Source organism: Actinoalloteichus sp. GBA129-24 (genome assembly GCF_001941645.1).
Classification (GTDB): domain Bacteria; phylum Actinomycetota; class Actinomycetes; order Mycobacteriales; family Pseudonocardiaceae; genus Actinoalloteichus_A; species Actinoalloteichus_A fjordicus.
Genome location: NZ_CP016077.1, coordinates 1,380,873 through 1,401,129, shown reverse-complemented (window position 1 = coordinate 1,401,129; position 20,257 = coordinate 1,380,873). Strand labels below are relative to the sequence as shown.

Below are 20,257 nucleotides of genomic sequence, written 5' to 3'. Positions count from 1 at the left end.
GCCGATCCCGACGGGTCCGCCCCCGACCGGACCTCGCCCATCGGGTTTCCCCGTGATCAGCCGACGAGGACCCGCACCGGATCTTCGAGAACGTCGCGAGAGCGGCACGAGATCCGTGACCGGTCTGCGGTGCGTTCAGCGCTGGTCAGCGGTGCTCTCGGCGGTGCCTGCCGAGTCGGAGGCACCCGCCGACGTCGGGTCCTCCGAGGACATCGGGCTCATCGACGCAGGCGCGGATGCGGTGGCGGGCACGGCGGCGGTGCTCGTCGCAGGCGCGGCGGCGGCCGGCTCCGCGGCGGGAGGCTCCTCGGCGTCATGGCGAACGGCGACGGGCCGCCGTCCGGCGGCCGCCTCCGCCTTGCGGGTGATGTCGGCCAGCGCGGCGGCCTGGCGGGCGCGGGCATCGGCGTTGGCGACGAAGTCGGCGTGGCGGTCCCGGACGACCCTGGCGGGCGCCCCGACGGCGACCGCGAAGTCCGGAACCTCGCCCCGCACCACGGCATGAGCCCCCAGCACCACGCCCCGGCCGACTCGGCTGCCGCGCAGCACCGTCACCTTGGTGCCCAGCCAGCAGTCCGGTCCGATGCGCACCGGGGTCTTGACGATGCCCTGGTCCTTGATCGGTCGGTCGACGTCAGAGATGACATGGTCGAAGTCGCACACGTAGACCCAGTCCGCGACCAGCGTCGCCCCGCCGATCTCGACGTCCAGGTAGCAGTTCACCGTGTTCTGTCTGCCGAAGACCGCCTTGTCCCCGATCCGGAGCGAGCCCTCGTGGCAGCGGATGGCGTTGCCGTCGCCGATGTGCACCCAGCGGCCGATCTCCAACCTGCCGAGACCGGGCTCGCAGTCGATCTCGACGTTCCTGCCGAGGAACACCATGCCGCGCAGGACGATGTGCGGCCGGGTCAGGCGCAGCCGCAGCAGCCGCCAGTATCGCACCAGGTACCAGGGGGTGTAGGCGCGATTCCGCAGCACCCAGCGCAGCGATTCCCTGGTGAGGAAGCGAGCCTGCCTCGGGTCCGGGCGCAGCCAGGACCGCAGGCCGATCAGCAGATTCGACATACCGCTCACCGGTCCAGAAGCTAGCACCCGAGGCGGAGCGGGACGAGGAACGATCAATTCGACGGCGTTCCGCCCGGCCCGCCGCCCGAGCACCCCGCCGCCCGATCGCCTCGGCCACGGCGCGGTCGGGATCGGCGGGAGTTCACCCGACGCCGACCGCCGGTCGCCCCTGTCGGCGGCGACCGGCGGCGCGGCGACTTCAGCGGGGCAGAGTCGGCGTCCGAGGCCTCAGGCCCGGTCTGATCGAGCGGCCTTCCGACCGGTGATCAGGACGTTGTAGAAGACGTCGCGCGGCAGCAGGCCTGCCAGCCGTTGGTCCAACCAGGACAGTCGTTGCCAGGTGCGATAGGCGAACATCGCCCAGCCGAAGCCCAGCTTGCCCTGCGGAACCGCCGCTTCGAAGGTCCGCACCGGCCAGCCGAACAGCGCTGCGGCGAACTCCTCCGTCCTGGCGTGCACGCGCACCGCGCCCGCCGCCCGAGCGGTCTGCTCCAGCTCGGACGGGACGAAGGTGTGCAGGTCGACGACCGCCTCCAGGGCTGCGGCGCGGGAGGACTCGTCGAGCTCCTGCTGCGGGCGCCGCCAGGCCGCCAGCGCGGGCAGCCGGGTGATCCTGGTCGTCAGCCACCAGGTGGCCCGGCCGAGCCTGCGCGCGTAGTAGTCACCGATCCGGGTGGGGTCGCCCGCGAAGACGAACCGGCCGCCGGGCTTGAGCACCCGCAGCACCTCCCGCATCGCCGCCTCGACGTCGGGGATGTGGTGCAGGACCGCATGCCCCACCACCAGGTCGAATGTGTCGTCCGGGTAGGGGATGCGCTCCGCGTCGCCGACCCGCCCGTCCACGTCGAGGCCGAGGTTCTCCGCGTTGCGCAGCGCCGCCTTCACCATGCCGGGCGACAGGTCCGTCACCGAGCCCTTCTCGACGATCCCGCCCTGCATCAGGTTGAGCAGGAAGAAGCCCGTGCCGGAGCCCAGTTCCAGCGCTCGACCGTAGGGCTTCGCAGGCACGCCCGCCGCGTAGTGGAACCGGCCGACGGCGTAGTCGACGCAGCGATCGTCATAGGAGATCGACCACTTCTCGTCGTAGGTCTCGGCCTCCCAGTCGTGATAGAGGACGTTCGCCAGCTTCGGATCGGCGTAGGCGGCCTTGACCTCGGCCTCGGTGGCGTGCGGGTTGGGCGCTGGATCGGTCGGGACGCGACCGTCGGTGCCCGTCGGCTCGTGGCGCGGGACGTCGTGCGCCGTGACGTCGTCGACCTCGTCGAGACGAGTGGTGCCCTGCCGTTTGATGCCGGGTCGTCGCATCGGTGTCTCGCTCATCTCAACGGCCCTCGAACTTCGCCTTGCCGGGGCCGTTCTCGACGAACGAGCGCATCCCGGTCTTCTGGTCCTCGGTGGCGAACATCGCCGCGAACAGCCTGCTCTCCAGCGCGAGTCCGCTGGCCAGGTCGGTCTGCAACCCGGTGTCGATGGCGGTCTTCGCTGCGGAGAGCGCCTGCGCGGCACCATGAGTGAAGCGATCCGCCCAGCTCAACGCGGTGGCGTAGACGTCGTCCGGTGCCACGACCTCGTCGACGACGCCGAGCGTCAGCGCCTCGGCGGCCTCGACGAACCGACCGGTGAAGATGATGTCCTTGGCCTTGGCCGGGCCGACGAGCCTGGCCAGTCGCTGTGTGCCGCCCGCACCCGGCAGCACGCCGAGCAGGACCTCGGGCTGACCGACCTTGACGTTGTCGCCCGCGATGCGGCGATCCGCGCACAATGCCAGTTCGAGGCCGCCGCCCAGCGCGTAGCCGGTGACGGCGGCGACCACGGGCTTGGGGATCTCCGCCACCGCGCGGAACGCGGAGGAGAGCTGCGGCGCGCGGTCGGCCATCTGCGCGTAGGTGAGATCGGCCATCTCCTTGATGTCCGCCCCGGCGGCGAACACCTTGGGTCCGCCGTAGATCACCACGGCCCGGATGTCGGCGCGGACCGACGCCTCGGTGGCGACGGCGCGGATCTCCTCCTGCATCTGGATGTTCAAGGCGTTCATCGGCGGCCGGTCCAATCGGATCGTGCCGATTCCCGCGTCCACTTCCAGCCTGACGAACTCGCCCACGCCCGCGTCCTCCTCGACATCATCGTGGCGCTCCGGCGGCGCCGCCGACAGTCGAAGATCGACCGTCGCGCACGCAGGTTACCGCGCGGTAGACCGCCCAGGCGGTCAGCTGCCGGGGCGTCGCCAGGCGAAGAAGCGATCACCGGAGCGCTGGAGGACGAGGTCCTGGCCGAAGGTCGCCGACAGGTTCTCCTCGGTGATGACGTCCGCCAGCAGTCCCTGCGCGACGACCCCGCCCTCGCGCAGCAGCAGCGCGTGGGTGAAGCCGGGCGGGATCTCCTCGACGTGGTGGGTGACCAGCACGAGAGCGGGCGAGTCCGGATCGGAGGCCAGCATCGTCAGCCGAGCGACCAGGTCCTCTCGTCCGCCGAGGTCCAGACCGGCGGCGGGCTCGTCGAGGAGCAGCATCTCGGGGTCGGTCATCAATGCCCTGGCGATGAGGGTCCGCTTGCGCTCCCCCTCCGACAAGGTGCCGAATCTGCGGTCGGCCAACGCGCCCATGCCCAGCGAGCCGAGCAGCTCGGTCGCCCGGTCGAGATCGAGGGCGTCGTAGTCCTCTCGCCACCGGCCGAGCACCGCGTAGCCTGCACTGACCACGACGTCGCGCACCACCTCGTCCGGCGGGATGCGGGCGGCCTGCGCGGCCGAGCACAGCCCGATCCTCGGCCGGAGCTCGAAGACGTCGACGCCGCCGAGCCGCTCACCGAGCAGGTGCACCGTGCCGCTGCTGGGATGCAGCTCCGCTCCTGCCAGCCGCAGCATGGTGGTCTTGCCCGCGCCATTGGGCCCGAGGATCACCCACCGCTCGTCGACCTCGACGCGCCAGTCGATGTCCCGGACCAGATTCGTCGGTCCGCGCCGAACTCCGACTCCGTCCATGCGGATCACCAGGTCCGTGGTGTCCGCCGCCTCGTGGCCGCCGCTGTGCGGCCGTCCGTCTGTCGTGCCCTGCAAGCCCCGGTCGGTCACCAGGCCATTCTGACCGTCGCCGCCGGTCGGGCCTGCACCGGGAGTGTCGTCGTGCGTTAATCGTGTGGTTTTCGTCAAGACGGCCCCGGTGTCCAGCGGAGTTGTCTACTGTCCGCCCTGGCAGCTGCTCAACGACGCTGAGGGGACGGGATGAGCGAACAGACTGACCGGCGTGCCGCGCTGGAGGCACGCAACGCGGCGATGCGGGAGCAGGTGGCGAATCTGACCACCCAGTTCCAGCAGCAGATGTCGGATCTGAAGGACGCGCAGTCCAGGGCCATGGCCGTGACCGGCGAAGCGGTGTCGCCCGACGGACTGGTCACCGCCGTCGTCGACGCAGCGGGCACGATCACCCGCCTGGACTTCGCGGTGACGGCGTTCAACCGCAGCACCCCGGAGAAGCTCTCGCGCACCGTGGTGGAGACGATCGTCCGCGCCACCGCGCGCGCCAGGACCGAGGTCAACGAGGCGATGACGGCGACCCAGCAGGGGCCGAGCATGGATCTCGGCGACCTGATCGAGGGCGCGCCCGCCCTGCGGGATCTGCTGCCCACCATGCCGCCGCCGCCCACCCCGCCCAGCGCGGCGCCGCCCGCGCCGCCGCGCAGGCCGCGTCCGCCGGAAGACGACGACGAGGACTTCGGCGGCGGCTCGTTCATGCGCTGAGCCGTCGCGTCGGTGCGACCACACGGACCAGGGTCCGCGTGCGCCACGACATCGGTGATTCGCGCGGCCGTGACTCACCGAGACCCGCAGCACCGAGTCATGCCGTCCCCCAGCCGGGCGTCCCCAGTCGGACGTCCTTAGTCCGGACGTCGACCGGTGCACCGCTATCCGTCTCATCGAGAAGGACACCGCCATGGGAAATGACAACATGGAAGTCGATCCGCCTGCGCTGCGCGCACGGTCGCCGCAGTTCGACGCGGCCGCGGACCAGTTGGAGGGCGCCGGAACGTCCATTGACGGCATCGTCTCGACAGAGGGAGAGTGTTGGGGCGGTGACGAGTCCGGCATGACCTTCGCCACCGACTATGTCCCCGCTGCGCAGGCCGCCCAGGAGAACATCTCCGCGTTGGTGGAGGCGCTGCGCGGAATCAAGCTCCAGCTCGACGCCGCCGCCGACACCTGGGAGTCGATCGACCAGGACGCGGCCGACGGCTTCAGCCAGATGGCGTGAGGGGTTGACATGGGCATCGAGATTCCCGAATGGGTGCAGTGGCTGACCCCCATCGTGGTGGGCGCGAGTTGGCCGGAGGGCGACGAGACGGCGCTGCGCAGGCTCGGCGAGGGCTGGACGAGCACGGCCGCCGAGGTCGGCTCGGTCGCGGAGGCGGCGGAGGCGGCCGGACAGGCCGCGCTGTCCACGATGGAGGGCGACACGGCCGACGCCTTCCGCGAGTTCTGGGGCCAGTACGTCGTCAATGATCCGCAGTTCCTGCCGAAACTTCAGGAGCTGTGCGACGAACTCGGCGCGGCGTGTGACAACGCGGCCTTGGAAGTCGAGTACACGAAGCTGAGCATCATCGCCGCGCTGGTAATGCTGGCCGCCTCGATCGCCAGCATGGTCGCGGCCGCGTTCGTAACCCTCGGCGCAAGTTCGGCCGGAATTCCGATCGCACAGGCCGCGACGCGGTCGGTGGTTCAGATTCTCTTCCGAGAACTCGTCAGGCAACTGGCAATCAACCTGGGCGTCGACATCGCAATCCAGGGCAGCCAGATGCTCGCTGGGAACCGAGATTCCTGGGATACCGGCAAGACGGTGAGCGCAGGTATCACCGGGCTGGCTTCGGGGATCGCTGGCGGCCTCGGCGACGCATTCCTACCGACAGCAGCAGTCGGCAGCTTCACCGACGCGGCCATCCAGGGCGCCACGAACGGAGCGATCACCGGCGCCGGTGCAAACCTCCTCGACCGAGGAATCAACGATTTTCGCAACGGGGAGGCCTCCTCCTTCGGCGACTACTTGCAATCGGGTGCCCAGGGCGCAACTGTCGGCGGTACGAACGGAGCCGTCTCCGGTGCGAACGGCCACGCTCAGAACCTCTGGGACGGCAACCCAGGCGGCCGCACTGGAGACCGTCCACTCGACGTCACCCCGCCGAACTACCCCGTCTCACCCGGTGATTACAACGACCAGCAGTTCTCGAGCCAGCCGGCACCGAGTGACGTGCCATGGTTCGGGCCGCCCGGAACGGCTCCGCCCACCATGCCTGAGATGCAGAACGACGGAGGCTCCGTCCCGATGCCGGAGGTACAAGAGCCAGGCACTTCCGGCACGCAACACGCCTGAGCGGAACGAGGACGCCGCTCGCATTCACATCCCGCGATGCGGTGTTCCTCTTCACACTTGGGTTTTTACTGTTCACCGTGTGACGAGTCATCATCCCGCTCCGTAGACAGGAGAGGACATCACCCCGGTGCCGTTGTTTCCCCGTACGGTCCCGAGCGAGGCCGCCGAGCGTGATCAGGCGACGTTGCAACGGCGTTGGGACCAAATACGTCCGCGACTCATGCTCGCCCTTCTCATACTGCCGATCGGCCAGGTCGTGTTGTTCGGTGGCCTGATGATCGGCTGGGTCGTGCTGCCTGGCGTATTGCTGACCCTCGTTCCGACGGCAGGCGTGATACTGGTGGTCCGACAACTGAGGCGTGGACCGAAGCTGATCACACCGTCGGAGTGGACGGCGAGCGTTGCTCTCAATGCCATCTTGTCCATCCCGATCGTCCTCCTGCCCTTGACCGGCACAGCGGCACAGCAGTACTCCGCAGGGTTCCGAGGAGCACTCGTCCTCGCCATCGTCTTGATTCCCGTCATCTGCCGGCTACTCGTCTGGCAGGCACGCCGCATCCTCATGGCTGAACCGCTGCGGCTTGTCGCGGCCAGTGACTTCGTCTTGGACTACCGACTGCGCTCCAATCGGTGGTTCGCCACCATCACCCTGGACAAGGACCGGCTGCACTGGGAGGCATGGCGAAACTCACTCGCGCGAAGTTACGGGGTCGCGGTCAACAAGGTCGACGTGAGCAGTTCCATCCCCTTGGCCGCGGTGCGAGATGTGAGTCTCCGCATCGTGCACGACACCGAGGGGGGACGTGTCTGGATGCGTGGCCATCTGTGGCGATTGAGGATTCGTCCCGGCCCTGCGCTGGTTCTGCACACCCACTCCGGTGAATGGGTACTGCCGATGACTCGACCCGAAGCGCTGAAGCCGGTACTGCTGGCACGAGCCGAGCACATCCGCGCCAGGATCAAGCAGGGGACGTCACGACCGGAGTTCCGTCCGCATAGGCCTGAACCGGAAGCGAGCTCGTAGGCGAGTCCGGTGTGCCGGCGACCTCGACGATCTTGTTGATCCATCCCGCAGAGACACGCGCACCTGTAACGCGCAGGCCCTGCCAGACCAGCCGAAGAGAGGTCGTCAGCTCGGTGTCACTGATTCCCAGCACGGTGCCCGGCGCCGTGCCAGAAGCCAACCGGGCCGCGCTGCGACGGCGCTGGAACCAGGTGCGCCCGATGTTGATCCTCGGGCTGCTCGTACTGCCCGTCGGTCAGCTGACGATATTCGGCTGGGTGTTCATCGACGGCATGGGTCTCGGCTCCATCTTCCTCATGATCTTGCCTGGGTTCTCGACAGCGTTCGTACTCTGGCAGCTCGCACGCAAGAACACCCTGCTGACGCCGTCCGAGTGGAAATACAGCACGCTGATCAACGCAATCCTGTCCATTCCCTTCCTGCTGATCCCCCTGCTAGGCCCGGCCCGTGTCGAGTACATTGCGGGCATCCGAGGTCCGCTCATTCTCACGGCAGTCCTACTTCCTCCGGTGTGCCTGCTGCTCGTCCTGCAGGCCAGACGCATCCTCGTCGCGGCGCCCGTCTCCGTCGTCGCAGGCAGCGACTTCGTACTGACCTATCCGCTCCGTTCCGAGCGGTGGTCCGCCTCGGTCATCCTCGACAAGGATCGGCTGCGCTGGGAAGCGACCACCAACGAAGTGGGCAACGGGTATGGATCACACGGCTCCCGAGTCGACGTCACCGGAGCGTTTCCGCTCTCCGCCGTCCTCGACACCAGCGTCCGCATCGTCCGCGAGGACGACGACCACCGATCCTGGATGCGCGGTCAACTCTGGAAACTGCACTGTCCATTGGGCCCGGCGCTGGTACTCCACGCCAAGGACGGCGAGTGGTTGATGCCGATGAACGCACCCGATCGGCTCGCACCCATCGTCCTCGCCCGAGCCGAGCACCTCCGCGCCGAACGCGCCCGCGCCAGAAGAGAGGGCGGGACCAAGGCCTTCTGACGAGGCGGATACTCGACCATCAGAAGCACGTGGACCGCCCCGACCGAAGAGAGGTCGTCACCGCAGTGTCGCTGATCCCCCGCACGACTCCCGGCGCCGTCCCCGAGCACAACCGCGAAGCGCTGCAACAGCGCTGGGATCGCATCCGCCCGATGCTGCTGCTCGGGCTCCTCGTGCTGCCCGCCGGTCAACTGGTCGTCTTCGTGGGAATCTTCCTCGATCACCTGGGACCACGAGGTGCTGCCACCGCGCTCCTGCCCGGCGTCCCGCTGGCGATCGTGCTGACGCAGCTCATCCGGAACAGGCTGCTGCTGTCGCCGTCCGAGTGGCGGTCCAGCACCGTGCTGACCGGTGTGTTCACCGTCCCCTTCCTGGCGTTCCCCGTCTTCGGCGGAGATCCTGTCGACTACCTCGCAGGCTTCCGAGGCGCGCTCGTCGTCATCGCGGTGCTGCTTCCCGTGGTGTGTCTGATTCTCGTGGTCCGCGCGGGCCGAATCCTGATCGAGTCGCCCGCGACCGTCGTCGGAGCCTCCGACTTCCAGCTGGTCCATCGGATTCGATGCAGGCGGTGGTCTGCGGACGTCACACTGGATGAGGGCCTGCTGCGCTGGCAGGCGCTGCGCGGCTCGCTGAGCAAGCGGAATCACCGCAGGCAGATCGACGTGGAGGGTTCGCTGCCCCTCACCGAGGTACTGGACACCGGTGTCCGCATCGTTCGCGACACCGACCGAGGCCGGGTCTGGATGCGCGGCCGGTTCGAGAGTCTGCGGTGTCCGGCGGGCGCGGCCCTCGTCCTGCACACCGGCGACGGCGAATGGCTCCTGCCGATCACCGAGGCCGACAAGCTCGGGCCGATCCTGCTCGCCCGCGCGAATCACCTCCGCGCCACGGCGGCTTCCGGTGATCCGGCTGTCCCCGGTCGACCGCCTGAACAGCTCGCCTGAGGCTGCCGCCGGACCGACAGCGAGCCTGAGCCCCGCCGCCTGCCACGCCCGCAGGCCGTTCAACGGTCGCCGACCTCGCGCCCGACGTACCCCTACCCCTTCCTTACCGCGACAGGCCGCCCGCCCGTCGCCCGCCCGCGCGAACTCGGTTACCTCGCCCCCGCCGCCCCGGCTACCCTCACCGACGACCGGGACCGAGGCGAAGGAGTCGACGTGACGCAGACCAGGCACGTCGAGCTGCCGACGCGGTCGGGCGGGCCCTTCCCGCTGGGCGCGCACCTGACCCCCGACGGAGTACGGTTCGCGCTGGCCTCCGCTGTCGCCGATGCCGTCGAGGTGTGCCTGGTCGACTCCGACGACGCGGGCGGGCTGGTCGAACGCCGGGTCGAGCTGACGCAGCGGACCTACGGCGTGTGGCACGGCATCGTCCCCGGTGTGGCCCCCGGCAGCCGCTACGGATTCCGCGTGCACGGCCCGTACGAGCCTGCCAGGGGCCTGCGCTGCAATCCGAGGAAGCTGCTGGTCGACCCGTACGCCCGACAGATCAGCGGCAGCCTGACCGACGTCGATGCCGCACTGGGCTACCGCGACGATCCGATGACGGGCAGGCCGGACCACGTCGACTCGTTGGGCAGTGTGCCGCTCTCGGTGGTCACGGCTCCGACGGCACCGCTGCGGGACGTGCGGCCGGAGGTGCCCTGGGAGGAGACGGTCGTCTACGAGCTGCACGTTCGCGGATTCACTCGCAGCCATCCCGACATTCCGGAGCACCTGCGCGGCACCTACCTCGGCGTGGCCCACCCGGCCGCGCTGGATCACCTGTCCCGACTCGGCGTCACGGCGGTCGAACTGCTTCCGGTGCACGCCGCGTCCTCGGAGGCGGGCCTGCTGCGCCGAGGCGCGCAGAACTACTGGGGCTACTCGACTCTCGGGTTCCATGCGCCGCATGCAGGCTATGCGAGCGTGCCGGGCCGTGAGGTCGCGGAGTTCCGCACGATGGTGACGGCCCTGCACGCGGCAGGGATCGAGGTGCTGCTCGACGTCGTCTACAACCACACCTGCGAGGGCGGCCTCGACGGGCCGACACTGAGCTTCCGGGGCATCGACGCCCCTGCCTACTACCTTCAAGACGCCGAAGGCCGGGCGGTGGACATCACCGGTTGCGGCAACACGATCGACGCGGCATCGCCGACGGTGATCCGGCTGGTGACGGACTCGCTGCGGTACTGGGCGGAGGACCTCGGCGTGGACGGGTTCCGCTTCGACCTGGCCAGCGCGCTCGGCCGGGGTCGGGGCGGTCCGTTCGACCCGGACGGCGGACTGTTGACGGCCATCGCCTGTGATCCGGTGCTGTCTCGGCGCAAGCTCATCGCCGAGCCGTGGGACGCGACCGGCGAGGGTTACCGGGTCGGCGGCTTCGGCGTGCAGTGGTCGGAGTGGAACGGCCGCTACCGCGACACCGTCCGCGACTTCTGGCGCGGCGCCACGGGCGTGGCAGACCTGGCCTACCGGCTCGCGGGCTCTTCTGACCTGTATCACGACGGCGGGCGCAGGCCGTGGGCCTCGGTCAATCTGATCACCGCCCACGACGGCTTCACCCTGCGCGACCTGGTCTCCTATGAGCGCAAGCACAACGAGGCCAACGGCGAGGACAACCGGGACGGCACCGACGACAACCGGTCGTGGAACTGCGGAGTCGAAGGCGAGACGACGGACCCGTCGGTGACGACGCTGCGAGCCCGCCAGGCACGCAACCTGCTGGCCACCCTGCTGCTGTCCACCGGGACGCCGATGCTGACCGCGGGCGACGAGCTGTGGCGGACGCAGGGCGGCAACAACAACGCCTACTGCCTCGACGACGAGACGTCCTGGCTCGCCTGGCCGGGTGCCCGGACCGGGTCGATGAACGGCGAAGCCGTCGCCGTGGGCGGCCCGCAGGAACGCACGGCGCGGGAGCTGCTCGACTTCACCCGCACTCTGATCGCCGTGCGCCGCGAGTGCCCCGCCCTGCGGCAGGCCGAGTTCTTCGAGGGCCGCACCACGCCCAGCGGAGCGCCCGATCTGGCCTGGCTGCGTGCCGACGGCGAGGAGATGACCGAGATCGACTGGTTCGACCCCGATCGCCGCACCCTGGGAATGTGGATCGACGGCGGCGACTGCCGATCACACACCAGGTCCGGACTGCCGGTGAACGATCATTCGTGGCTGCTCGTACTGCACGCGGGCGGCGACGAGGTTCGGCTCACCCTGCCCGGTCTCGTCTTCGGTGCCCGGTACACGCCCGTGTTGACCACCGGCACCCCCGACGGAAGGCCCTCGGACGCCACGTCGCTGCCGGCAGGCGACTCCCTCGCCCTCCCCGGCCACACGCTGCTGCTCTTCCGCGCCGACGCCGTGCGCGCCGACGGCTGAGGCGGCAGACCAGGGCTCGGCGTCCCACCCGGTGGGCAGCTGCGCCGGTTCGCCCCCGGGAAGCTCGGCCCGTCCTGGTGGATCGGTCATCCACCTGTCGTTCGAAGAACAGCAGGAAGCTCCGCGGTCGCTTCAATCAACGGCAGGCCTGATCCTCCTCATGCCGGGCTCCCGCAGCCTGCCGTCTCACCCAGTGAGCAGTGCGTGACCACGGCGTCCGGGCGTGCCACCATCAACGTCATGTTCCGCTCGCTGTTGACGTGGTCCGACCGCCCGGTCGACCTCCAGCGGGTCTCTTCGAGCACCTGTAGTCGGGGAGAGGACGAGACCTCCCGCTGACCGGCGTGTCCCAGGCATCCACGACCGCCCCTGCCGTCGCGTGCGCCCTGCCGAGGTCCGTTCGCCTCCCCCGCCGCCGTGTCCCGAGTGCGGGAGTCCGTCTGAGGCGGCCCCGTCTCGGCAGCCCGTCACCACGCCGAGGAGCATCCGATGACCAGCACGCTGCCCGAACTGTCTCCGCTGCCGACGCTGTCCGACTCCCCTGCCGCGCCGGAGTCGCTCGCGCTGCCCGAGTTCGACGTGCATCCGGGTTTCGACCATCAGGAACTGCGCGCGCACATCCCGGCCGCACGTCTGTTGTGGACGCCCACCGAGCTGCGCGATCTCACCGTCACGGTGGCTCGCGAACTCGCGACACCGCTGCATGAGCTGGCCGAATATGTCCCAGCGCAACGCTGGTGGGCGCGGCTGGCGCTGACCAAAGGCGTCGAGCTGTGGTTGTTGACCTGGCTGCCCGCGCAGGGGACGGAGCCGCACGACCATGCAGGCGCGGCGGGCTCGTTCACCGTGCTCAGCGGCGAGCTGACCGAGCACTACGTCTATGCGCCCGGCCCGGTCCGCACCCGTACACACCACAGCGGGGCCGGGATCGGCTTCGGCCCGCGCCGCGCCCATCAGGTGCTCAACCTCAGCGCGGGGCCTGCGGCCACCGTGCACGCCTACTCCCCGCCGCTGCTGCCCACCCGCGAGTACGCCGACCTCAGCCAGGTCCCGGCCGAGCTGCCCAGCGTGGCCAGGGCGACGTCGTGAGCATCGACGATCGACTGGCCGCCGCCAGGACGGGCCTGCGCAGGCACGATCCGCAGGAGGCCGCCGCATTGCAGCGCGACGGCGCCCTGTTGATCGACATCCGGCCGAGGGACGATCGGGCGGCCGACGGCGAGATCCCCGACTCCATCCCGGTGGAGCGGATCGTGCTGGAGTGGCGGCTCGATCCGGCGAGTGCGCACCGGCTGCCGCAGGTGGACGCCGAGCGGCCGGTGGTCCTGCTCTGCAATGAGGGATATGCCTCCAGCCTGGCGGCACGGGATCTGAGCGAACTGGGGCTGCGGCACGTCGGGGACCTGATCGGCGGCTTCCGCGCCTGGCGGGCGGCGGGACTGCCGGTCGTCGACGGGGGCGGGCCCGCCGTGCCCTGACGCAGGCACGAACGGCACCGGCCCGGGCCGATGCGGCCTGGAGTCGGTGTCGGCGGGAGCCTTCACCCACGCAGGCCCGTGCCGACCAGACGCAGCACCGATTCCTGGCGCACTGACGGCGGGCGCGCGGGCTCGTCTCGGCGCCGACGGTGTGCCGAGCGGCATGGTCCGGGCGGCGGCGGAGCGGGTGGGGCTCGCCGCCGCCGGACCTGCTCGGCCTGTCTTCGGCCGGGCGGGCCGCCGGGAGCCCGCGCGCGGCGGGAAGGTCGGCCGGCCTTCTTGCAGTCGGTGATCTCGATGCGCGCGTAGCGGCACGGGTCCCCGGCGGGGCTCCACGAGATCAGTCCCGGTCGAGGGCGGCGCAGCGGCGTCGGGCATCGTGTGTGCGTGCGACTCCTGCGGTTTCTGCGACGCCCGGCGCTGCTCCTGCTCGTCGCGAGCGTGCTCGCGGTGATCGTGATCGAGACGAGCCTGACCGGTCTGCCCATGGCCCTGCTCGGCATCCTGACGGCGCTGCTCGGTGCGGCGGCGGGCGTGATCGTCGCGCAGCTCGTGCTTCAGCTCGGGATGCTCACCGGCGGCCTGCTCACCAGGGCGGCGATCACCCGCGTGATCATCGGGGTCGGCCCTCGGCTGCACGCGTGGACCGCGGCTCGCCGGACGGTGGTGCTGCGCGCGGTCCCGCTCTTCCTCTCGGTGAGCGTGGCCGCAGGCCGGGAACCGGTCCGCCTGCGCATGTGGGGCACCGGAGCCTGGGCCGCGCTGCTGGGCCTGGCGAGCACCGCCGCCTCCTGGCTGGTGTTGTCGGCGGATTCCCTCGGTCGCGGGGTGGCCGTCGGTGTGACGGCGACGGTGCTGGCGTCGCTGGTGCCGCGCCGGGACAGCAGCGTGACGTCCATCGGCTGGCTAGTGCTCAGCCTGCCCAGGATCGGTGCCGCCGAGGTCGCGGAGATGTCCGCGAGCGTCTTGGCCGGGCAGATCACCGAGGCCCTGAACGCGGGCAGGCTGGCCGACGCACGGGCCGCGCTGGCCGAGATGACCGACCGACACGGCGACAGCTGGGCCACCGCCGCCTGCCGGATCGCAGTGTGGGAGGCGGAGGGGAACTACCGCGAGGCGGTCGGCCTGGCCATGCGGCTGAGCGCCGACGAGTCCATCGAGCTGCGCCGTCGGACCGCGACACTGGTGGGCCTCGCGGGTCTGGTGGTCTCGGCGGTCGAGGCGGACCAGCTGCCCGCCGCAGCGGCACTGCCCGCAGGCGGCCATGCCCTGGAGCAGGCCGAGAAGCTGGGCTTCCCCGCGTACAAGCTGCACGGAACGAAGGCCGCCTTCGCCCTGCTCGAAGGCAAGACCGCCGAGGCCATCCGGCTCGCGCTCCTCGCCGAGGACTTCAGCCACGGGCCGCTGGCCCGCGCCGACAACTTCGCCACCCTCGCCCGCGCCAGGATGGCCGCAGGCGACAACCGATCCGCCCGCGAGGCCTTGGCGCAGGCGGAGGAGCACGCCGCCTGGTGGCCGCGAGTGGTCGCCTTGCGGACTCGGCTGGACATCGCCTGAGCAGCGGCCGCGCCTGCGCCTGCACGTCCGTCCCCGTCTACCGACGCGATCGGTCTTCGCGGAACGCTCAGCGCCGCAGTCGATTGAGGAGCGCGACCAGCACGGCCCGTTCCCGAGGCGGCAGCGAGGCCGCGCCGTGGCCGTCGGCCGTCGCCGTGCGCAGGGTGTCCACGACCGCTTCGAGGAATTCGATGCCGTAGTCGGTGAGTGCCAGTCGTTTCTCGTTGCCTCGGCCGGTGACGGTGAGGTAGCCGCGGTCGGCGAGACGGATCACGCTGTGGTCGAGGCTGCGGGGCCGTAGGTCGAGTGCGGTGTTGGCGATGGCCTTGCGCATCGGTCGGGGCGAGCGGGCCAGCAGCCGGAGCAGTCGGTAGTCGTAGACGGAGATGCCGTGACAGTTCCGGAGCGCGTCGGCGGGCTGGACCGTCCAGCGTTGGACGGCGGCGATCAGCGTCTCGCACATCACCCACGGCTCCGCCGCCACCGCGCTCGCGCCCACGGCGACGTCGAGCGGGACAGGGCGCGGAGTGGGCATCGGCGGGCGCGCGTCGCACGGCCTTCCCGGCGGCGCGGCCACTGACGCGGCCGCCGACGAACCGCCGGCCTGAGCGCCGAGCGCCCGCCTGCCGGACAGGATGGAATCAGTCGAACTGGTGGCGGACATTCGCCGTTCTCTCCTCGGGATGGTCGGGTGCAGGGGTGGTCGGTGTCGGCTCGTTCTCGGCCTGCTGGCGCGAGCCCTTCCGCAGAAGGTCCGGTCATCCGGGTCGGGTGTCCGGCAGGCAGGCAGAAGGCCGGCGGCAGAGCATTCGGGTCATCAGCAGGTGCACGGGAGTCAGCACTGGTCGGGACGACCGGCCTTACCGGAGTCGCCCGGCTGTCGCGGTCCCGGAGCTGCGAGGGGTCGTGCGTCCCCGAGGCGATCGAAGGACGAGACTGCGGGATGGCCGCCGATCGGCGCCGCGTCCACATCGCGGGCCGCCGCGACCCGTGAGCCGATCGACGTCCGACGTGCGGAGGGTGGGCGGGCGTCGGCAGGTCGGTCGGGGCGGGATCGTCCGGAGCCGCAGGGTCCCGGAGCGGAGCCGGTGTACCGATCCGTCGCCCGCTCGGCACATGACCAGCACGGGCGCAGCCCGATCAGCCGAAGACCGTCCACATCGCACTGCTGGGCAGGCCCCACCCGTAGCCGCTCCCCACATGCCGCCGTCACAGCGGTGCCGTCCACGGGCCGGGCGCCGAGGACCAGATGGCGGTCAAGCCACAGCCCGGCCGAGGGCGCCGCGTCCAGGGTGAACCACGTCGGGTCGTCGACGCTCACGCGGACACCGCCGTCAGCGGTCGCGGGGCAGGCGTCCGCGCGGTGGAGTGTCTGAGGCACAGCGGGCAGCGTTGGTCGTCGTAGAAGCACACTCGCATCGGTCGCCGGTTCATCGCCCGGAACTCCACTTCTGGCGCGCAGACGGGGCGGATCAGGTCGTAGCCGTTCCAGGCTGCGCTCCAGAGGTGCGTGTCGCCGGAGCGCACCGTGCGGACGAACCAGGCCATGCCGGTCACGGTCCCTCCACCGGGAAGCACCTCGGGCACCGCAGGAGGCGTACCCACTCCTCCACCGACACCAGCACCGCCCCGCACACCGCCACGTCGACCGTCTGGTACGACTCGTCTCGGCGGTGTTCCAGCCGACGGAATCGTCCCGCCCACCGCTGCGGCGGCTGAGGGAGCGGCAGACGTCCTTCGCTCGGCGACGTCGAGTCGCCGCCCCGCTGCGGTCCCACGTTCCCTGCCCACACGACGAGCCCGGTCACGTCAGAGTCCCGGTGAGCACCCGCGTCCATCCCGGCGGCGGCGGATCGACAGGCCGACCGGCATTCTTGAAGGCAGCCTGCCGACATTGAGCCGCGACCACGTCGAGCCGACGCCGCACGGCGGCACGCCTCGCCCGCAGCTCGGCATCAGCCCGAACGCGCGACCGCCCAGCCACGGTTCGGGCGTCGGCGGCCCGCTGTTCGGCGGCCCGAACGCGTGCCCAGTCACGACGGGACGGCGACCGTCGAGCGGGATGCGCCACCCGCCACCAGCGCCAGACGACGTCTACTGTCGGCAGGCCGATGCACAGGACGAGGAGCACGGCGTAGACGGCGTCGGCGGCGGGGGTTGTCATGAGGACCATCCCGAGGACCCCGTGAGGAGCGTCCGAAGCTCGCTTTCGTCGGCAGAAGTCCTTCGGCAGGCGGCGTCTTCGGCAAGCCCAGCAAATTCCGGACTGTCAGGCATTCCCTTGGTCATCGCACCTCACATCGAAGTCATGGATCAATCAGGAGTCGGGATGCGGACTGTTCTCGCCTTATCGGCTGAATGTCACTTTCGGTGATCTACTCGTCACGTCTACTATCGAGTTCGGTACTCGCGGATTCGAAGAGATCCGGGAACCACGCATGACATGCGCATGACCATGCATCGGGAGGTCGGTCAGACATGGAGCGTTTCGGGGACGTACTGGCCCGACTACGCAGGCAGGCCGGCCTTACACAGGCCGAGCTGGCCGACGCAGCACACTGGAGTCAAAGTCAGATCAGCCGAGCCGAGTCCCACAAGTGCACGCCCGATGCACCGACGGTTCAACGCTTGGACGAGATCCTTGCCGGCAACGGTGCGCTAACCGCCTTCTTCGTCGCCACCGAGACAAAGAAGGGGCAGATGCCGATGTCCATCAAGCCGTGGGGAATTACCGATATCGTGCGGAGACTCCATCGCAGCGACGTCGGCGTCCACACACTCGACCAGCTCGCACTCGCCACGGAGCAGATGTGCTGCGACTACGCCTGGCGCGACGCGCGGGAACTTCATGGCGAGGCCATGGGCTGGCTCTCCTACGCGAGTTCGCTGCTGGACGGTCCGACCAGCCTGCGGGAACATCGCGAGGTCCTGCTCGTCAGTGGCTGGCTGATGCTCCTCCTCGGCTGCCTCGAGTACGACCTCGGCCTGGCTCGGCAGGCCGACCTCACCCGCGCGGCGGCGCTGGAGATCGGCAGGGAGATCGGGCACGGCGAGATCATCGCCTGGTCGTTCGAACTCAGTGCCTGGTTCGCCCTGACTCAGGGCAGGCTGCGGGCGGTGTCCGATTACGCGGCGGCGGGCACTTGCGCAGCACCGAACTCCTCGGTCGCCGTCCAGCTCGCCGCTCAATCGGCCAAGGCTCAGGCCCGCATGGGCGACATCCAGGCCGTGCATCGCGAACTCGACGACGGCTTCCGGCTCCTCGGCAGGCACGATCACCCCACTCGACCGGAGAATCACTTCGTCATCGACCCGACGAAATGGGACTTCTACGCCATGGACTGCTATCGCCTCGTCGGCGACGACACCCGTGCGGCCGACCATGCCCACGAGGTTCTCCGGCTCTCTCGGCTGCCCCATGGGGCAGAGCGCAGTCCCATGCGCGCCACGGAAGCCCGGTTCACCCTCGGTATCGGCTCGCTACGCAACGGCGACCTCGACGGCGCCCACGCCTGGACCCGAGCCGCCGTCGAGGTAGATCGACGTTCACTGCTGCCCTTCACGATGCTCGCGCAGGAGGTGCATGCCGAGACCCGCCGCCTCTACCCACGAGATCCCGCCGCCGCAGAACTCCGGGACTATCTGACCGATACCCGGGCCGCGCTGCCGAGCTGACTACCCAGCACGAAGAAGGCCCGTGGTACGGGATCGGAACGATTTGATCGCCGTCGCCGATGAGGCGGATCATCACCGCATGGGAGCTGTGAACTCGTGAGAGAGACGATCCCTAATCCAGCCTGCACGGGATGGCGGACCTGCCAACGCTGTTCAACTGCCCCCTGAGAATGGGAACCGTGTGACGCCTCCGTCCCGCCGATCACGCTCCGGCCCGACTGTGCACTGTGGCAGAGTCCGCCGAACGCAGGTCGATGACGGCCCGCCCAGACGAGACGAGGTGTCGGACGTGCACGAGCAGTCAGAGTGGGACCTGAGCTTCTTCCCGCCGCCGGTGGACTTCGACGAGCTTCGCACCGAGTCGGATTTTGCCGTGGTGACCGTCAGCGGCGCCGAGATCGTGGAATGCGAGCGCAGCATGACCGACGGGATCGTGTCCGCGATCAGCCTGCGCCTCTCGCTTCCTGACCAGGAGATTCTGGTGCAGTCCTGCGCGGACGACCGGAGCGAGTCGGACATCGGTGCAGTGGCGGCGAGCTTCCTCAGCGGCCCCGGCCGCGCCAGAGTGCGGCCGTCGCGGACCGCTGTCGAGGAGAGGTCGCACGCGTCGCCACGAGTCAACGGCAAGCCGAAGAAGGCGACGCTGCTGCACTCGCGCGCCGCCACCTGCCTCACGTTCCACCACTCCGGACTGTTCGTGATCGTCGCCGCCGCCCGGTCCACACCGGTCCCCGTGCAGGACCTGCCCTTCACCGTCGCCACCGGCCAGGCCCCCGGCATCGATCTATCAATAGGCTGACGCCGAGCCGGGCATGCGCCGTCCGGGACTGCATCAGCCCTGCCCGTGCACCGTCGCGAGCGAGTTCGGTGCGCCGCCACGCACGACGTTCGACGACGGCCGGGAATCCCGGAGTTGCCGGGACGACGACCGGCAGGCCGCCGAGACCCCGGCGAAGTCGTCACCGAGAAACTCGCTGGCCTCGCCGACGAGCAGCCGACTACGTTGCCGCGCATGATCGAATTCGGTGATCCGGCATTCTTCGATCGTTATGCGGCCGACTACGACCAGGGAACGAATCCCGACCCGACTCTAGGCCGTGGAGTTCCTGGCCGGTCTCGTTCCCGACGGCGGGCGGGTCCTGGAACTGGCCGTCGGCACCGGGCGGATCGCGCTTCCGCTGGCGGCGCGGGGCATCGCCGTGGAGGGCATCGAGGGCTCGCCCGCGATGGTCGAGCGCCTGCGGGCGAAGCCGGGCGGCGCGGCCGTCCCGACGACCGTCGGCGACATGGCCGAGGTCGCGGTGACCGGCCCGTTCCAGCTGTCCTATCTGGTGTTCAACACGCTGTTCAACCTGGTCACCCAACAACGTCAGCTCGACTGTTTCCATAATGTCGCGAAGGTCCTGGCACCCGGCGGCCTCTTCGTCCTCGAGTGCTTCATCCAGGACGTGAGCGAGTTCGACCGAGGCCAGCGCGTCGCCACCCGCGCACTGACCGAGGACTCGGTGAAGCTGGAGTACCAGCTGCACGACCCGGTGGAGCAGACCGTCACCTATCAGCGCGTCCGCATCGGCGCCGACGGCATCACGCTGAGCCCGTTGCGGCTGCGCTACTGCTGGCCGAGCGAGCTCGACCTGATGGCCCGCCTCGCCGGAATGCGACTCCGCGAGCGATACGACCACTGGGACCGCAGCCCGTTCACCACGGCCAGCAGGCGGCACGTCTCGGTCTACGAGCGGATCTGACGGCGGCGCCG

The 20,257-nt window shown here is 69.9% G+C and carries 21 protein-coding genes and 1 pseudogene; 14 read left to right on the top strand and 8 right to left on the bottom strand.

Going from position 1 to position 20,257, the window contains the following annotated elements; translation table 11 throughout:
* Nucleotides 1–345 precede the first annotated feature (345 nt).
* From UA75_RS06430 to UA75_RS06415, 4 genes and pseudogenes are all read right to left on the bottom strand, one after another.
* A pseudogene (locus tag UA75_RS06430) lies at nt 346–1,065 on the bottom strand (acyltransferase); the annotation flags it as partial.
* A 228-nt stretch (nt 1,066–1,293) separates the two neighbouring features.
* Nucleotides 1,294–2,385 (bottom strand): class I SAM-dependent methyltransferase, encoded by a 1,092-nt coding sequence (locus UA75_RS06425; RefSeq protein ID WP_232237653.1) that lies wholly within the window; start codon nt 2,383–2,385, stop codon nt 1,294–1,296.
* A gap of 1 nt (nt 2,386) precedes the next feature.
* Nucleotides 2,387–3,166, bottom strand: a complete 780-nt coding sequence (locus UA75_RS06420; RefSeq protein ID WP_075739476.1) for an enoyl-CoA hydratase/isomerase family protein — start codon at nt 3,164–3,166, stop codon at nt 2,387–2,389.
* Nucleotides 3,167–3,271: 105 nt separating this feature from the next.
* Entirely contained in the window at nt 3,272–4,045 is a 774-nt protein-coding gene (locus UA75_RS06415) for an ABC transporter ATP-binding protein (protein WP_075743475.1), read from the bottom strand.
* A 240-nt stretch (nt 4,046–4,285) separates the two neighbouring features.
* Here UA75_RS06415 and UA75_RS06410 point away from each other — a divergent pair, with 240 nt between their 5' ends.
* From UA75_RS06410 to UA75_RS06365, 11 genes are all read left to right on the top strand, one after another.
* On the top strand, nt 4,286–4,801 hold the full coding sequence (locus UA75_RS06410; RefSeq protein WP_075739475.1) for a YbaB/EbfC family nucleoid-associated protein: 516 nt from the start codon (nt 4,286–4,288) through the stop codon (nt 4,799–4,801).
* Nucleotides 4,802–4,994: 193 nt separating this feature from the next.
* Nucleotides 4,995–5,312, top strand: coding sequence for a WXG100 family type VII secretion target (locus UA75_RS06405; protein ID WP_083682972.1), 318 nt, complete (start codon nt 4,995–4,997; stop codon nt 5,310–5,312).
* A 9-nt stretch (nt 5,313–5,321) separates the two neighbouring features.
* A complete protein-coding gene (locus tag UA75_RS06400) occupies nt 5,322–6,425 on the top strand; it encodes a hypothetical protein (protein ID WP_075739473.1) in 1,104 nt (367 codons plus the stop codon).
* 127 nt (nt 6,426–6,552) lie between these two features.
* On the top strand, nt 6,553–7,449 hold the full coding sequence (locus UA75_RS06395; RefSeq protein WP_157434026.1) for a hypothetical protein: 897 nt from the start codon (nt 6,553–6,555) through the stop codon (nt 7,447–7,449).
* A gap of 113 nt (nt 7,450–7,562) precedes the next feature.
* A complete protein-coding gene (locus UA75_RS06390; protein ID WP_075739471.1) occupies nt 7,563–8,435 on the top strand; it encodes a hypothetical protein in 873 nt (290 codons plus the stop codon).
* Between the two features lie 29 nt (nt 8,436–8,464).
* On the top strand, nt 8,465–9,379 hold the full coding sequence (locus tag UA75_RS06385; protein ID WP_075739470.1) for a hypothetical protein: 915 nt from the start codon (nt 8,465–8,467) through the stop codon (nt 9,377–9,379).
* Between the two features lie 213 nt (nt 9,380–9,592).
* Nucleotides 9,593–11,791: a glycogen debranching protein GlgX gene (gene glgX / locus UA75_RS06380; RefSeq protein ID WP_075739469.1), complete on the top strand. Its 2,199-nt coding sequence runs from the start codon at nt 9,593–9,595 to the stop codon at nt 11,789–11,791.
* 204 nt (nt 11,792–11,995) lie between these two features.
* Nucleotides 11,996–12,130 (top strand): hypothetical protein, encoded by a 135-nt coding sequence (locus UA75_RS34880; protein WP_257787614.1) that lies wholly within the window; start codon nt 11,996–11,998, stop codon nt 12,128–12,130.
* A 150-nt stretch (nt 12,131–12,280) separates the two neighbouring features.
* A complete protein-coding gene (locus UA75_RS06375; RefSeq protein ID WP_083690641.1) occupies nt 12,281–12,880 on the top strand; it encodes a cysteine dioxygenase in 600 nt (199 codons plus the stop codon).
* Complete coding sequence (locus UA75_RS06370) at nt 12,877–13,269, top strand: rhodanese-like domain-containing protein (RefSeq protein WP_075739468.1); 393 nt, start codon at nt 12,877–12,879, stop codon at nt 13,267–13,269. The genes UA75_RS06375 and UA75_RS06370 overlap by 4 nt, the downstream gene beginning before the upstream one ends.
* 387 nt (nt 13,270–13,656) lie before the next feature.
* A complete protein-coding gene (locus tag UA75_RS06365; RefSeq protein WP_083682970.1) occupies nt 13,657–14,826 on the top strand; it encodes a hypothetical protein in 1,170 nt (389 codons plus the stop codon).
* Between the two features lie 67 nt (nt 14,827–14,893).
* Here UA75_RS06365 and UA75_RS06360 read toward each other — a convergent pair whose 3' ends face one another.
* The 4 genes from UA75_RS06360 to UA75_RS06340 all read right to left on the bottom strand — a co-directional run bounded on the left by UA75_RS06360 (nt 14,894) and on the right by UA75_RS06340 (nt 16,990).
* Nucleotides 14,894–15,490, bottom strand: coding sequence for a hypothetical protein (locus UA75_RS06360; RefSeq protein ID WP_157434025.1), 597 nt, complete (start codon nt 15,488–15,490; stop codon nt 14,894–14,896).
* A 653-nt stretch (nt 15,491–16,143) separates the two neighbouring features.
* Nucleotides 16,144–16,383, bottom strand: coding sequence for a hypothetical protein (locus UA75_RS06350; RefSeq protein ID WP_075739465.1), 240 nt, complete (start codon nt 16,381–16,383; stop codon nt 16,144–16,146).
* Nucleotides 16,380–16,634 carry a hypothetical protein gene (locus UA75_RS06345; RefSeq protein ID WP_075739464.1) on the bottom strand — a complete coding sequence of 85 codons (255 nt, stop codon included), beginning with the start codon at nt 16,632–16,634 and terminating at the stop codon, nt 16,380–16,382. The genes UA75_RS06350 and UA75_RS06345 overlap by 4 nt, the downstream gene beginning before the upstream one ends.
* Nucleotides 16,631–16,990 (bottom strand): hypothetical protein, encoded by a 360-nt coding sequence (locus UA75_RS06340; RefSeq protein WP_157434024.1) that lies wholly within the window; start codon nt 16,988–16,990, stop codon nt 16,631–16,633. Before UA75_RS06340 ends, UA75_RS06345 begins: the two co-directional genes overlap by 4 nt.
* Nucleotides 16,991–17,304: 314 nt before the next feature.
* Between UA75_RS06340 and UA75_RS06335 the strand changes: the two genes are divergently transcribed.
* From UA75_RS06335 to UA75_RS06325, 3 genes are all read left to right on the top strand, one after another.
* The gene (locus UA75_RS06335; RefSeq protein WP_075739462.1) at nt 17,305–18,501 is read left to right on the top strand and encodes a helix-turn-helix domain-containing protein; all 1,197 of its coding nucleotides are present in this window, start codon (nt 17,305–17,307) and stop codon (nt 18,499–18,501) included.
* Nucleotides 18,502–18,790: 289 nt separating this feature from the next.
* On the top strand, nt 18,791–19,300 hold the full coding sequence (locus tag UA75_RS06330) for a hypothetical protein (protein ID WP_157434023.1): 510 nt from the start codon (nt 18,791–18,793) through the stop codon (nt 19,298–19,300).
* A 298-nt stretch (nt 19,301–19,598) separates the two neighbouring features.
* Nucleotides 19,599–20,246 (top strand): class I SAM-dependent DNA methyltransferase, encoded by a 648-nt coding sequence (locus UA75_RS06325; RefSeq protein WP_198042945.1) that lies wholly within the window; start codon nt 19,599–19,601, stop codon nt 20,244–20,246.
* The last annotated feature ends 11 nt before the right edge of the window (nt 20,247–20,257 follow it).

Coding starts and splice junctions, on each gene's coding strand:
- UA75_RS06340 (WP_157434024.1), bottom strand. CDS start 16,990: ATGACAACCCCCGCCGCCGACGCCGTCTACGCCGTGCTCCTCGTCCTG.
- UA75_RS06375 (WP_083690641.1), top strand. CDS start 12,281: ATGACCAGCACGCTGCCCGAACTGTCTCCGCTGCCGACGCTGTCCGAC.
- UA75_RS06425 (WP_232237653.1), bottom strand. CDS start 2,385: ATGAGCGAGACACCGATGCGACGACCCGGCATCAAACGGCAGGGCACC.
- UA75_RS06410 (WP_075739475.1), top strand. CDS start 4,286: ATGAGCGAACAGACTGACCGGCGTGCCGCGCTGGAGGCACGCAACGCG.
- UA75_RS06415 (WP_075743475.1), bottom strand. CDS start 4,045: ATGGACGGAGTCGGAGTTCGGCGCGGACCGACGAATCTGGTCCGGGAC.
- UA75_RS06335 (WP_075739462.1), top strand. CDS start 17,305: ATGGAGCGTTTCGGGGACGTACTGGCCCGACTACGCAGGCAGGCCGGC.
- UA75_RS06405 (WP_083682972.1), top strand. CDS start 4,995: ATGGGAAATGACAACATGGAAGTCGATCCGCCTGCGCTGCGCGCACGG.
- UA75_RS06400 (WP_075739473.1), top strand. CDS start 5,322: ATGGGCATCGAGATTCCCGAATGGGTGCAGTGGCTGACCCCCATCGTG.
- UA75_RS06360 (WP_157434025.1), bottom strand. CDS start 15,490: ATGTCCGCCACCAGTTCGACTGATTCCATCCTGTCCGGCAGGCGGGCG.